13 protein-coding genes are annotated in these 14,278 nt (G+C 43.3%); 2 read left to right on the top strand and 11 right to left on the bottom strand.

Annotated features, from left to right (window positions below; genetic code table 11):
- Window positions 1-81: 81 nt before the first annotated feature.
- The gene (locus AC0YNZ_RS20290; protein ID WP_475828323.1) at window positions 82-1,242 is read right to left on the bottom strand and encodes a hypothetical protein; all 1,161 of its coding nucleotides are present in this window, start codon (window positions 1,240-1,242) and stop codon (window positions 82-84) included.
- Between the two features lie 302 nt (window positions 1,243-1,544).
- On the opposite strand from AC0YNZ_RS20290, the gene AC0YNZ_RS20295 reads away from it, so the two are divergent.
- Entirely contained in the window at window positions 1,545-4,058 is a 2,514-nt protein-coding gene (locus tag AC0YNZ_RS20295) for an EAL domain-containing protein (RefSeq protein WP_475828324.1), read from the top strand.
- A 58-nt stretch (window positions 4,059-4,116) separates the two neighbouring features.
- Here AC0YNZ_RS20295 and AC0YNZ_RS20300 read toward each other — a convergent pair whose 3' ends face one another.
- The 9 genes from AC0YNZ_RS20300 to AC0YNZ_RS20340 form a co-directional block, all read right to left on the bottom strand.
- A complete protein-coding gene (locus AC0YNZ_RS20300) occupies window positions 4,117-4,311 on the bottom strand; it encodes a hypothetical protein (protein WP_475828325.1) in 195 nt (64 codons plus the stop codon).
- 99 nt (window positions 4,312-4,410) lie between these two features.
- Window positions 4,411-5,010, bottom strand: a complete 600-nt coding sequence (locus AC0YNZ_RS20305; RefSeq protein WP_475828326.1) for a YitT family protein — start codon at window positions 5,008-5,010, stop codon at window positions 4,411-4,413.
- Between the two features lie 143 nt (window positions 5,011-5,153).
- On the bottom strand, window positions 5,154-5,381 hold the full coding sequence (locus AC0YNZ_RS20310; protein WP_475828327.1) for a hypothetical protein: 228 nt from the start codon (window positions 5,379-5,381) through the stop codon (window positions 5,154-5,156).
- Between the two features lie 127 nt (window positions 5,382-5,508).
- Entirely contained in the window at window positions 5,509-6,468 is a 960-nt protein-coding gene (locus tag AC0YNZ_RS20315; protein ID WP_475828328.1) for an ATP-dependent 6-phosphofructokinase, read from the bottom strand.
- Window positions 6,469-6,664: 196 nt separating this feature from the next.
- Window positions 6,665-7,642 carry a class II fructose-bisphosphatase gene (gene glpX / locus AC0YNZ_RS20320; protein ID WP_475828329.1) on the bottom strand — a complete coding sequence of 326 codons (978 nt, stop codon included), beginning with the start codon at window positions 7,640-7,642 and terminating at the stop codon, window positions 6,665-6,667.
- 69 nt (window positions 7,643-7,711) lie between these two features.
- Complete coding sequence (gene dhaL / locus AC0YNZ_RS20325; protein WP_475828394.1) at window positions 7,712-8,362, bottom strand: dihydroxyacetone kinase subunit DhaL; 651 nt, start codon at window positions 8,360-8,362, stop codon at window positions 7,712-7,714.
- 17 nt (window positions 8,363-8,379) lie between these two features.
- Window positions 8,380-9,384 carry a dihydroxyacetone kinase subunit DhaK gene (locus tag AC0YNZ_RS20330; RefSeq protein ID WP_475828330.1) on the bottom strand — a complete coding sequence of 335 codons (1,005 nt, stop codon included), beginning with the start codon at window positions 9,382-9,384 and terminating at the stop codon, window positions 8,380-8,382.
- A complete protein-coding gene (gene rpiB, locus AC0YNZ_RS20335) occupies window positions 9,381-9,851 on the bottom strand; it encodes a ribose 5-phosphate isomerase B (protein ID WP_475828331.1) in 471 nt (156 codons plus the stop codon). The genes AC0YNZ_RS20330 and rpiB overlap by 4 nt, the downstream gene beginning before the upstream one ends.
- 124 nt (window positions 9,852-9,975) lie before the next feature.
- Window positions 9,976-11,232 carry an MFS transporter gene (locus AC0YNZ_RS20340; protein WP_475828395.1) on the bottom strand — a complete coding sequence of 419 codons (1,257 nt, stop codon included), beginning with the start codon at window positions 11,230-11,232 and terminating at the stop codon, window positions 9,976-9,978.
- 444 nt (window positions 11,233-11,676) lie between these two features.
- On the opposite strand from AC0YNZ_RS20340, the gene AC0YNZ_RS20345 reads away from it, so the two are divergent.
- Window positions 11,677-11,964 carry a hypothetical protein gene (locus AC0YNZ_RS20345; protein ID WP_475828332.1) on the top strand — a complete coding sequence of 96 codons (288 nt, stop codon included), beginning with the start codon at window positions 11,677-11,679 and terminating at the stop codon, window positions 11,962-11,964.
- 165 nt (window positions 11,965-12,129) lie between these two features.
- Here AC0YNZ_RS20345 and AC0YNZ_RS20350 read toward each other — a convergent pair whose 3' ends face one another.
- Entirely contained in the window at window positions 12,130-14,199 is a 2,070-nt protein-coding gene (locus tag AC0YNZ_RS20350) for a methyl-accepting chemotaxis protein (RefSeq protein ID WP_475828333.1), read from the bottom strand.
- Between the last annotated feature and the right edge of the window lie 79 nt (window positions 14,200-14,278).

Consider the following 14,278-nt stretch of genomic DNA (forward strand, 5'->3'; position numbering starts at 1 on the left):
TATGGTCGTATGGCGTTTGTTCAGAACAACATGACCAAAAAAGGGAGCCCTGAATCTCGAAGCATGTAAACGTATTAAACCTTACCCATTAGGATTTGTGGCATATCCAATTTGAGGATCATCCCCTGCACCAGTAGTGTTATTAACTGGCGGTCCACCCGTCATCCAAAACTTGGAGCAGACCATGTCGCCGTGACCGTTAAACCTCATTGAATCAGTCAATACCCATGGATTATGAGTACGCGCAACATTTGGGGGTGTCCCTCCCGTTCTCCAACTCGGGCCGGAAAAGACACTGAAAATCGGATTACCCGGGAATTTCACCCAATTCAGCCCATCCGTTGAAGAAGCGCAGCCGATTCCTTCATGGCTCGTACTGACTCCGCCGCTGTACCACATCTTGAAGTTGTTAGGGCCCAAACGCAGTACTACTGCGCCTTCGGTGGCGTGAACTTCATCCCATGTACCAGGACCGCCTCTTGAAAGCACCGGTAATGGACCTTCCCTTCGCCAAGTGACACCGTCAGCCGAGACAGCCAGCGCCAGTTCCTCAATATTTCCGTCACTAATGTTGTAGTACATCACATATCGGTTATTAAAAGGAGTTGTCGTATCGAGAACTGGAGGATTATCCGGGAAAAATAAAATGTCTGCCGGTCCGTAACATTGCGTATAAGTTATAGAATTGGCCATAACAGGAAGAAGCGGTGAAGTGGGGTCCTGTTGCAGGGGAGTATCCGCTACCCAATTTATTCCATCTGCTGAGTTAGCCGTTCTCAGCATAGGAAGTGTGTTCGGCGTTATAGGATTCACACTTAAAAAAGCAGAATCCCAATACCATATTCGATATGGTGACCCTATACCAAATTGTGAGCGATCAAACAAAACCCTGGAGTGACGGGAGGAATCTATCAATGGAGTAGATCCTCCAAATGTACTTTGGGACAATCCATTCATATTTGCAAGAAGGCTCCAATTAATACCATCCGGCGAGGTAGCTAAGCTTATTCCACCGCCATTTTGAAAATCACTAAAATTGTCGTACCACATTTTATAAAAGGCTGGTTGATCACCCACCCGATTAAATGGGGAAAATCCTCTCTTATTAAATCGAACGGTCTGATAGTAGGCAGGTGTAGAAGGACTATAAATGGGATCTCCCGGGAATTCATTCCATATGCAGTTAGGATTTCGACATGGTCTTAAACCAGATAATGATAATTTCAGATTTTTTCTTTCCATAACATCCCTCCTCCTTCTCCTCTAAACTCATAACTATACTATGACGGTCGTGAACTGCCCGACATAGATAGATATCTAAACATCCGAAGACAAGACTGGTCAGCCAGACATGGAGTAGGCGAAAATAGCTCAAGTGCTTCAATACTGCTGCGACAAAAGAACCATAAAAGTATTCGAAAGCTGTAAGTTCCGCTCTAATCGTGTAGGAATCTTTTACTACTAAAGCAGGTAAATTAAGCCAGTTAGTCGAATGTAATGGAACAATGTCGTTTTCCGAGTTGAACGATTGGATGATTGGATGATTGGATGATTGGATCATTCAAATTCTTGACCAAATAAGGAGAATTGAAATATTCATTATGGAGACACTCTCAACCATCTACGACTTTCCCCTTGTCCTTCTTTCTATCATTATCGCGATTATTGCTTCATTTGCCGCATTAGATCTGACCATTCGTATACGTAAGGCAAAAGGTTCCATACGCTACATATGGTTAGCTTGCGGGGCATTTGCTATGGGGATGGGCATATGGTCCATGCATTTTATAGCTATGCTTGCTTTCCATTTATCTATTCCCGTCACGTACAATTTAACACTGGTCATTTTTTCGATTATTCCTGCTCTTTTTTCATCCATGTTAGCGTTACATCTGGTAAGTCAACCTTCTTTGAGCAAATTCCAAATTATAACGGGAGCCTTTTTCATTGGAAGCGGAATTGTTTCTATGCACTATACCGGAATGAAAGCTATGGTGATGGAAGCAACGATTGTATATAACCGTAATCTACTCGCTCTTTCTGCCGTCATCGCTTTTGTCGTTTCATTAGTAGCTCTGCTTCTGCTGTTTTTCGTGCAGCAAAATTCGAATAAACCGGGCTTTGGATGGAGAAAAGCAGGTAGCGCCCTAATTATGGGGATAGCTATAACGGGTATGCACTTCACCGGGATGTCTGCTGCGACGTTCAAACACGATCATGGGCAAATCAGTTTGGCGGGATCATCGATCGATAATACGCTTCTAGCGTATTCGATTGGCATTGGCATGCTGATCATTTTTGGATTAGTGTTTATCAGCACCTTTATTGAAAACCGATTTGAATCACAATCTTTAGGCTCAGAAAGAAAATTCCGTTCCGTGATCGAGTCCGCAAGCGACGCCATTATTTTGGCCGACAGCAAGGGCACTATCATTTCATGGAACACCGGAGCACAGCTTATTTTTGGCTATCAAGAAAAAGACGCCTTAGGCAAAAAACTGCAAATTATAATACCTGCCAGGTACAGAGAAGCTCATATAAAAGGAATGGAGCGATATCTGAACACAGGACAACCCCACGTGATGGGGAAAACGGTTGAATTGCAAGGTCTAAGAGAAGACGGAAGCGAATTTCCGATCGAGCTTTCTCTTGCCGCTTGGGTAGAGGAAGGAAATACCTACTTCAGCAGCATCATTCGAGATATTACCGAGCGCAAAAAAACCGAACAAAAAATTAATCAAATGGTCTATCTTGACCCTTTAACAGGGTTGCCAAATCGACTTTTACTAAATGATCGCCTCACCCAAGCCTTGGATCAGGCAGGTGAAAATAAACAGATCATAGGCATTTTGTTTATCGACTTGGATCGGTTCAAATATATTAACGACACGTTAGGGCATGCGATGGGAGATCGTTTATTAATTGAGATTGCGAAGCGGATTCAAGCCAGCATAGGTAAAACGGATACCCTTTCACGCCAAGGCGGAGATGAGTTTATTGTGCTTCTGCCCAATACGACTTCTGATGAGATTACGAAAAAAGCACAAAAAATAATTGATTTATTCATACAATCGGTTGTACTAGGCGAGCACGAGATGTTTGTAACCCCATCGATTGGGATTAGCTTGTATCCGGCCGACGGCAGGGATATTGAGACCTTGATCAAAAATGCGGATACAGCCATGTACCGTGTTAAGGAGCAAGGGAAAAATAATTTTCAGTTTTACACACCTGATATGAATGAATTGGTTTCCCAAAAAATGAAATTAGAGATGGGACTCCGCAAAGGATTGGATCGCGGCGAGCTTAAAGTTTATTATCAGCCGCAAATTGAGGTCATTACCGGTAAAGTGACTGGCGTAGAGGCACTTATCCGTTGGCAGCACCCGGAGTGGGGGAATATTTCTCCCGTTGATTTTATCCCGTTAGCGGAGGAAACCGGACTAATCATCCCAATTGGCGAGTGGGTGCTTCACGAGGCGTGCCGCCAAAATAAAACTTGGCAAAACGCAGGATTTCCTCCTTTACGCATCGCTGTCAATATTTCTTCCCGTCAATTTCAGCAAAATAATTTAGTGGAAATGATCAGTAAAACTTTAAAAGAAACAGATCTTGACCCTCAGCATCTTGAGCTTGAGCTTACGGAAAGCATCATCCAGGATTCGAGATATGCTATTTCTACCATGCAAAAACTAAAAGCAATGGGAATACATCTATCCATCGACGATTTTGGAACAGGATATTCTTCTTTGAGCTATTTGAAGCTGTTCCCCATCGACAGTTTAAAAATTGACCGCTCCTTTACAAGCAATATTTTTGCGGATTCTAAGGATGCAGCGCTTGTTCATACGATAATCGATATGGCACATAATCTGGATTTAAAAGTGATTGCGGAAGGCGTTGAAACGGAGGAGCAGCTGCATTTCCTTCAGCATAAGCAGTGCAACGAAGCGCAAGGATACTTTTTCAGCCGCCCCGTATCAGGCGAAGAACTGTCCTTATTTCTTAAAGAGCATTTCGAAACAAGCGGGAGCGGGCAAAATAAGCCGGCTTCGTAAAGCCAGCTTATTTCGTACGGCTACCACCACTAATAATCGGTTTCATTAGTTCTTTATTTCACTTTTCGGACTCACTGTCTTTATTTTGCATAACCTGTTTCACCAAATTTTCTGCTGCTTCTTCGTTAATTGAATTCTCTTTCGTTACATGTTCTATCGCATGCTGTGCATAGCTTGTCCCCGAGTGATTTAAATTGTTAAAAGCAGCCGGCAGTTTCTCGTTATTGGCATTGTTCAGCTGATCGGGTTTCACAAGGATTCGGCCTCCATTCTGTTTTCATGCATGTGTATTTTGGATGAAATCATCACATAATATGCATTCTTCAGCAGCTTTTATTGGAAAAAGCTGCTGTCATGCCCGATGTATCGCTTTCGAACGGTTTAGCGTGCAAAAGCTTGTGGCTACCCCGCCAGCGGTAATCGTCATTAACGATAAGAAAAAGGTATCTCCCGGAAGCAGCAGCTCGCCTACGCTTATGATCATTAAGTCCATAATTAATATGATTATACCGACATTGATTGGCACAAATTTCGCAAAAAAATGAGCCAGCAAATCCGTGCCTCCCGTACTGCTTTCATACCGTATCATCGTGCCGATTCCGGTACCTATAATAAAGCCGCCGATAACCGACCTTGTAAACGGTGTCCATTCTATGTAATAAAGGAAATAATATTGATAAGGCTCCAATAGATCAATCACATAGCTGGAAAATAGCAGCCCGATAATACTGTAATAGAGCATGTCACGGCTATAATACCAGACCAATACGAAGATGGGGGTACTGCATAATAACATAACCAGTCCAACTTTTATGTGAAATAAATAGTTAATGATGAGCGCGATACCGATGATTCCACCATCCAGCACACCAAGTGGAATGAGAAAGAAGTTAATACCAACCGCAATTAGAATACTTCCAATCATAATCGCAGCGAATTTACGCAACGGCATAATTTAACCAGCCCCCAGATAAAGCCTGTCTGAAGTATATGCAGATGGGAGCCATTTTGTTCCATTAATATGAATACCGGTACTTAGAAAAATAAAGAAGCTGACGCCAGTTGTGCACCGACTCCAGCTTATAGCAAAGACTTTTAAGTCCAAACCGTATTCTCTATTTTAAAGCAATAATTGCATCTGAGTATTTTCAGCATTACCTTGTTGATATGCTCCTCCGCTTCCTTCTCGCTGCGGAACTCTCTCCAACTCTGCGAAGTTCGTTCCTGCAGCTCCAGTTGCAAAAAGTGCTGTACATGAAAACAATCGATATGCATCGTTCCGCTGTATGAAATAAGATCGAAATTCACATATATTTTTGTCATCTATCAGCCTCCTTGTATAATAAGCTTTCGTTTCCTCCTATATATCGAATCAGTTTCCGGGTGTGTATTGCTTCCGTTATATTGTTTCTCCATTGCATCTCTGCCTTTCGAATTTTGAATGAACGTTCTAAATAGAAAGGCTTCGCGCCAAGCGGTAAATGGACATATCCCGGCTTTCCCTTGTCACGGCGGCCTGTTCGAACGAAGCGACTGTCAATTCACGCTTTTTCATGCCGATCATCAGGCCTTTTTCCAGCTCCAACAGCAGATCTACAGACATCGCCCCCATCTGGCTGCCGATCATCCGGTCATAAGCGCTTGGCGATCCGCCGCGCTGCAAATGACCGAGACTGGTAAACTTTGTTTCGAAGCCTGTTCTTTCCTGAATTATATTTGCAACCTCGTTCTTTTGGGAGAATCCTTCGGAAACGATAATAATGCTGTGGGTTTTCCCCCGTTTATATCCTTGTTCAATCCTTTGAATGATGTCTTCCATATCGCTGTCGGATCCCGGCATTAGAATGGATTCGGCACCCACGCATAAACCCGCCAATAACGCAATTTGCGCCGAGCTTTGCCCCAATACTTCGATAACGTATGTCCTTTCATGGGAGGAAGCGGTGTCCCGGATTCTATCGATCGCTTCGACCGCCGTGTTGACGGCCGTATCAAAACCGATCGAATAGTCAGTTCCGGCAATATCATTTTCTGCCGAAGCGGGTATCCCGATTATCGGAAAGCCTTTTCGGGACAATTGCGATGCAGCTTTTAACGATCCGTTATCTCCGATAACGACGAGCCCTTCAATCCCCGTATCGCATAATCGGTCAAGAGCTTTCTGCATCATGTCATCGGTCAACATACCATCGGAAAGCGAACTTTGAAGTATAGTACCTCCGCGATGAATAATGTCTCCGACCGTCCCGATGCTCATAGGTACAAAGTCGTCATTTATAAGACCCTCGAATCCGCTGCGTACGCCATAAATTTCGGTTGCCTTGAAGATGCCTCTCCGGACTATCGCGCGTATTGTCGCATTCATCCCCGCGACTTCACGTCCGCTTGTTAAAACAGCTAATGTTTTCATCGTTGAGGTTCCTCCGATCATTATCGTTAAAGCTAATTTCAACAAAGATACCGGTCATAAGAAAAAAAGGGTGGATTCGCCTGTTGGCGATCCTGCCCTTTTTTTCCACGGGAAAGGGTTACCGGTACTCTAACGGCATTCGCATGTTCCGTCCGATGACCGCAATACTTGATGAGCCTTTTCCCTGTTCTTTCATTCAATGCCTGGATTCAATAAACTGATAAGTTCTGTTTTTGTTTTTGCTTGCGGCAGCGACAAAAGAATGTGTCACCATAGCGTCGCCTGTTTTTTTCCGGACTCCCCGAAGTAGAAATCCGTCCGTTATGCCGGTAGCCACAAAGAAACAATCTTCGGTTTTAATTATGTCATCAAGCGTAAGAATTTTTTCCGGATCTTCGAGTCCCATCGCGATGCAGCGGTCTCGTTCCTCCTGATTTTGCGGGACAAGCCGGGCTTGAAAGTCACCACCGAGGCATTTTAAAGCCGTGGCCGCGAGCACACCTTCTGGTGCACCGCCGGTACCGACTAAAATGTCCACTTCTATTTCGTCGAGCGCGGTAGCGATAACCCCTGTCACGTCACCGTCAGAAAATAGCTTAACCCGGGCTCCGGCATCCAGCACCTGCTTGATAAGATGATCGTGCCGGCCTCGCTCCTGGATCATGACGGTCAGCTCATGCTTCTCTTTTCCAAGCGCTTTCGCAATGGCATCCATATTGTCAGCCAGCGAAGCTTCTATAGAAATGACCCCTTTCGCTTTGGGACCTACCGCAATTTTTTCCATATACATATCCGGCGCATTCAGCAAACCACCTTCGGCGGATACCGCGATGACGGCGATCGCGTTATCCTGTCCTTTAGCCATTAGGCTTGTGCCTTCCACCGGATCCACCGCGATATCTACCTGCGGCCCAACTCCGGTTCCAAGCTCTTCGCCAATATACAGCATAGGCGCTTCATCCATTTCGCCTTCTCCGATAACGATGCGGCCTCGCATACCGATTTGATTCATATGTTTTCTCATCGCCGTCGTACCTGCATCATCGGCTTCATGCTTATTCCCTTTGCCGATCCAGGGATACGAGGCAAGTGCAGCTTGCTGGGCAACATGTAGAAAATCCAAAGTCAGGCCTTGGATGATCCATTGATCCTGTAAACTGGTTTTTATTTGCATGCCTTTTCACTCCTGCATAAGCCATTTTTTGTTCCGCTTCTTTCATTCAAACGGGTAAATTCAGCATCATTAAACGGTTTGCCGAGACTGGATACTGGTCAAGAAAGTGGACAAAATAAGACAAGCCGATGTCGCTCCCGGATCCTGATTACCCAGCGACCGCTCGCCGAGCCGGCTGGATCTTCCCCTCTTAGAAAGTAAATCTTTTGTCGATTCCATGCCTTGCACGCCCGAAGAAACCGCTTTCGAAAACGCCGCGATAAAGTTTCCGTCTTGCTCGAAGTTCTCCTTAAGGCTAATGAGGGCCGGCTGCAGCGTATCGATCATCGTTTTGTCTCCAACTTCAGCCTTACCACGTTCTTTGATCCCTTCGATAAAGGCGATCCAAAAGTCCGCCAGCTCGGCATCGGTCACTTCCGTTTTATTTTGAAGCACTTTGGCACCTCGCAAAAATCCGGTAGCATACAGCGGTCCGACCGAAGATCCTACAGCGCTTAAGAAAGTCCGTCCCACGGTTACGAAGATCTTTCCACAATCCTGCTCGTCATTCAGTTCATTCTGCAGTGTTTCCAGGATAGCTTGCCAGCCGATCGACATCGTTACTCCATGGTCCCCGTCTCCCAGTTTTCTATCGAGCTCACAGAGGTATTCCTTGTTCTCTTCCATTACCTCAGCAACACTTATCAAATAGGCTTTGAAATCATCCGCACTAAAAGTAATCATGCCAAAAAACCTCCTTATTTTTGAACAAACATTGGGCAATCTGCAGGATAATCGATAAGTTCTTGCAGCTCTTCGTCCAGCTTGATCAGAGTAACAGAGCAGCCTCCCATTTCCAGTGAGGTGCTGTAGTCCCCTACATAAGAACGATGAATGACGATGCCTTTTTTATTTAAAATGCTCTCGACGCTCCGGTACATAATAAGCAGCTCCATGCGCGTAGTCGACCCGAGCCCATTAACTAGTACGGCAACTTTCTCGCCCTGTTCCAGCGGCATATCTTCCAAAATATCATGGATGAGGCGCTGCGTTACCTGATCCGCCGATTCAAGCGGCCCCTTCTCGATGCCCGGCTCCCCATGGTGCCCAAGCCCGATCTCCATCTCATCTTCTTCAAGTTCAAAGCTTGGTTTGCCTGTTTGCGGAAGCGAGCATGGTGTCAAACCGACACCCATTGTCCGCATGTTGTCATTTGCTTTGGCAGCCACACGAACAACCTCGTCCAGATTATAGCCTTTATCGGCGGAAGCTCCTGCTACCTTTGTTACAAAAAATTCGCCGGCAATGCCTCTTCTTTTTTCTTTTTCTTCTTTAGGAGCTGAAGCTACATCATCCGTTACCAATACGGTTCCAATTTGAATTCCGCTCTCGAGATCGGCAAGCTCCGCCGCCATTCCGAAATTCATGACATCCCCCGCATAATTGCCGTAAATGTAAAGGACGCCCGCTTCTTTATCGATCGCTTTTGTCGCTTCCAATATCGGATCCGGTGGAGGTGATGCAAATATATTTCCGACCGCGACGCCGTCCGCCATCCCTTCGCCTACATAACCCATGAAGGCTGGCTCATGTCCCGAGCCTCCCCCGATCAGTATGCCGACTTTCCCTTCGCGAGTCTGCTTGGCCGTAACCAGGGAACGCTTGTTTTCCGGCAGCTGTTTGACATAGCGGGAAAAAGCTTTTACATACCCTTCGATCATTTCATCTACTACATGATTCGGATCATTGATAAGTTTTTTCATGAGATAGCACTTTCCCCTCCCAAAAACGCCTTCTCTTTATCCATAATCTGCCTAACCTTTCTTTCCGAATTGCCGCCGGTAAACTCCGATTCCAAATATGCAGTTACAATTTGTTTGGCCAATTCTACGCCAATTACTTTTGCTCCCATCGTTATAACCTGGGCATTATTGCTTTTTTGCGCTCTTTCGGCCGAATACGTATCGTGGCAAGTTGCTGCGCGGATACCGGGCACTTTGCCGGCCGCAATCGCCATTCCGATGCCCGTGCCGCATACCAGAATGCCACGGTCCAGCTTGTTATCTATAATGTCGCCGGCAACCTGAAAAGCAACCTCGGGATAATCGATTTCATTGCATGAATCCTGACAGCCATAATCAACGACTTCATGACCCATATTTTGAATGAGCCGACTAATCTCCTCTTTCATCTCGAATGCATTGTGGTCTGATCCTACCCCAATTTTCATTATGCCCATCTTCCTTTCTGAAAAGACTTTTTGTTTTGTTGCTTTTATTTATGATTTTATTTTATCACTTATAATCTTTTTTGTCGAACTTTTTTATTTTTTTATTATTGTTTCTTATCGTTTTTTATCTTTTCAATTCTGCTGCCAACTTCATCTGTTTTTTCGTCTCAACATTTTCCTGCTTTTTTGTTTTCGACTGCTCAAGGGTAATGAACTTCATCAGAAACGCACTAGTTACGTACAAGGAAGTATAAATCCAAATGATACCAACCGTTCCTACACTACCGATAAATAGGCCGACGATTGCCGGTCCCACAAATGTGCTTAAGCCGGCCCCGAGATTCAGAATTGACATCGCGGCCCCTCTATTATCCGGAGCAAGGGAAGGAATCAACGCAGACAATGGAACGTAAGCCGCCAAACAAGCACCAAAACCTGCTGCCGCCAGCATCACGGCAAAATAATTATCGCCCACTGCTAACGGAACATAATAAAGACAAAGGGTAAATACTGCGCACCCTACGCCCCCGAACCACATGACTGTATTCCGCCATCCGACCTTATCTCCGACGATTCCCCAAATGAGATTAAAAATAACGTTGCTGGACCACAGCGCTCCATAAATTTGCAGCCACTCCGTTCTCGAAAATCCGATATCCATCATGAAAGCAGGCAGAAATACGACAAATCCATAAGCACCCGCTGTATTGATTGTCCTTACGATGCCGCCCAAGCCGACCTTCGGTTTTTCAAATGCAATCGTTATTCCTTTTGAGATATAACGCCACGCGTCGGCACGGGTTTTAAATTTCCGTGTTGCGGTTTCTTTCTTATTTAACAGAATTGCAACCGCGCTGCCTAAACCAACGAAGACTAAAGCGCTCCACAAAGTATTCAACTCTCCCAGCAGTGGAAGCGCAAAGCTGGAATAGTAAGCTCCAAGGACATTCAGTCCGCCTGCAAAAGCAACCCAGAACCAGCCGACAGCCGTTCCCAATTTTTCTTTCGGAGCGTAATACGTAATCCACACGAGGAAAGAGTAGGCAAATAGCGGATACCCCAAACCGCGGAGAGAATACGTAGGAATCATTACGGCCAGATTCATGGTTGGAATCCCTACAGTAAGAAAAACCAAGGTTCCAGCCACGAACATACCGACGCCAAGACTCATCGCTTTTCTTGGCCCGAGAATTTCAGCCAGAACACCAGAAAGCCATGCTGCGATTGCAACGGCGAAACCATACACGCTGAATAGAAGAGCGGATTGCTGCATGCTCAAACCATGATCCGTCAAATAAGAGGATAGCCATCCTAATTCAAGACCGTCTCCCATCATAAAAAACATTACGCCCACATACCCAAGCGCCATTTTAGAGTCCATTCCGAGTTTACCTAACAAATTGTTCACCTTAATTCCTCCTTCATTTCTTGCAAAAAATCAGACAGCCTCCATCTCATAATGTTATCGCTTACAGATAGCACAATGATATTTCCTACGTGCAAAGAACTCTCAAAATCTATTATTTATTATTGAATTATATTTATTTATTATCATTTTGTCAATTTTACTTTCAATTGTTTTCATTTTTGCAAGTTGCAAAGTTTTTGTTTTATTTTGTTCATTGGATGCCTAAGAAATTCCGAAAATTTCGTGTTCTGCAAAAAATGTTGTTGCCATCAAATAATGTTCATCGAAATTGATTTTCAATTACTTCACATTTACTTTTCATTTTTTAATCTTTTTTATCATTTTATAAAATATATCTTCAAAATTCTTTTTGTTTGTGATATCATATCCTCAAATTTATAAAAGAGGTGAAGGAAATTGAATGAACAATATGAATTATTTGAAGATCCATTTAAGATGCTCCTCATTTTGACAAAATTAATTGCTGAACACAAAAATGTAGTAGTGGATTTTGAAAACGTTCCTTTTTATGAAAATGATAAATTTTTAATCAAAAACGAACTCTTTATTTATAAAAAAGATCAAACAGAAATTAGCTGGTATCAATATTTAGGAAGAGATATCCACTGTAATAAGAACTTAACACGGAATGAATACAACAAAATGTTTGTTGATTGCATGGCATCCTTATTTGAATTTAATTAAGGCATTGTGGCTTTGCCGCCGCGTACAATGTACGTGGCCGGCGAAGCCATTTGTTGTAACCCCGCTTGATGATACCTGAGCAAGCTCAGAAACATAAAAAAATCCCTTTGTGTAGACAGTAAGAAGCTTACTTCTCACTGTCTGCACAAAGGGACCCTGCTTTATTTAGCTTTGAATTTGAAAGCGGGACAATGATTCTTTTAATAGATTCGACAGCATCTCTAAATTAACAGAGATCTCTACCAAATGATCACTAACGCTTAATTGCTGATTACTTAGTAAAGCAACTTCTTCGGAATTGACGGAGGCTTCTTCAGCTACTGCGCTGACATTGATCATAACTTCTGATAAATTTACATACGCCTGATCCAGATGGCCAACGCAATCGGTAACAGCGTACAAATGCTTGATAAAACCATCCATTTGGCCTTGAACAGTTAAAAACATTTGATTGGCATCTTTCACTGATTCAATTTGCTCTTGAATGATAGGATACGTTTTGGACAAAAGACCAACCGTTTCTTCGATTTCCTCCTGAATCGAATTTGTAATTTGGGCGACAATATCAATGGATTCACGCGACTGATCCGATAACTTTCGTATTTCCTCGGCAATAACAATAAATCCTTTTCCTGTTGCTCCAGCTCTAGACGCTTCGATTGAGGCATTAAGTGACAATATTTTAGTCTGCTTGGTAAGATTGTTTAGTACTGTAAGGATTTTATGTACGGATCGTGTGCTGTCCTTTAAACGATCTATTTTCTTTACCATATTGCCAGCTGTTTCTTCTGTCAATTCGGTCTTTTGTATGAGAATTGCCATATGATTAATCCCCGTCTTGCTTGCTTTTTCTACTTCTGATGCTGAAATCCCGATTTGTATACTGGCATTCTTCATACTCTCCATACGAACACCCACATCCCTTGCCAAACCGCTGCCACTCTCTACCTCCATGGCAAGTTTCTTCGCACCGCTAGCGATTTCCTCTGTAGAAACAGCAATTTCTTTGGCTGAAAACATCGTCCTCCTTGAATCATTCGTCAAATAACCTGCCGTTTTTAAAACCTCTTGAGCCGAATAGTTCGTTTGATTCACCAAACCATTTATCTGGGTCATCATTTGGTTAAAGCTGTTCGCCAATTGACCAATCTCATCCTGCTTTTTTATATTTGAACGTACATTGAGATTCCCTTTTTCTCCTTGGTTCATTAAGTAGCTAAGTTGACTAAGCGGAGCAGCAATCATCCGAATCACCAGAAAACCGATACAAATCGCAATTAACCCTCCGATTACAGCCGTGATCCATGCCAAATTACGAATTTGTTTGGCATCCTCTGTCAACGAAACTACAGGAACCATACCTACGAGTCGCCAATCCACCAAATTAAATTTCTGGTAAATGTTAAGGATAGCATCACCATCGTCATTGTAAGCCCGGAAAGCGCTGGATACAGCATCTTCACCCTCTATTGCAGGAACAGCCTTCGCAGACTTCCCTATCTCGTCCCAACTATCGGAATAAATAATCGTATTTTTATTATCTATAATTTTTATCTCACTATCTTTTCCTAGATCTATACTTTTAAGTTGCTGTCTCAAAATTTCAGCATCAATTTCTACAAACAAAACATATAAATTTTCATGTAAAGTGCTGCTTTTTAACAACTTTGCAATAGCGAAACTAGGTGCTATTTTGCTATCTGTACTGTTAAACCCTCTAATCTGCGTAGGAATCCAAAGAACCTGTCCATCCAGCTCCCGCGTTTTTTGAAACCAAGAAGCCGACATTACAGCCTTTTCATCAATATGAGTTAACCCTCCGAATAAGCTCGGTAATCCTTCTTTAACTGGGATCAAGGCCGCTCCTTTAACAAGTGTGTTTTTCATGAAAGTACTTCGAAACTTCATATTCAAAAGTTGTGTTAATTCGAATTCATCAGATTCAGGTAATGTTTTTTGCTCGAGTTTAGAGAATATGCCCTGGATTTCTTCGTCGTAAGAAATTTGTGTGGTTATATTTAAATAATTTTGGAATAGTAAATCCAGTTTAGCAGCCGTCTGTTCAATAGTCTGTGAGCCCACAGCAGAAACTTTCTTTTCAATCATTTCTTCTGATTTGTAATACGAAAATATCCCTTGTGAGAGTACGCAAACTAAGATGCTGCAAAAAATAATAAAAAACAATTTTGTACCGACTGACTGAAAAAAAATGATTCCGCGTTTAGTTTGTTTCAACTGATAACACCACACTTTTTAATGTTTTTGACTTATTGGTCTACCGGTCTAGACGCATAAAAAAATTGAAGAAGCAGCA

It is taken from the genome of Paenibacillus sp. J2L1-98, from assembly GCF_056269405.1.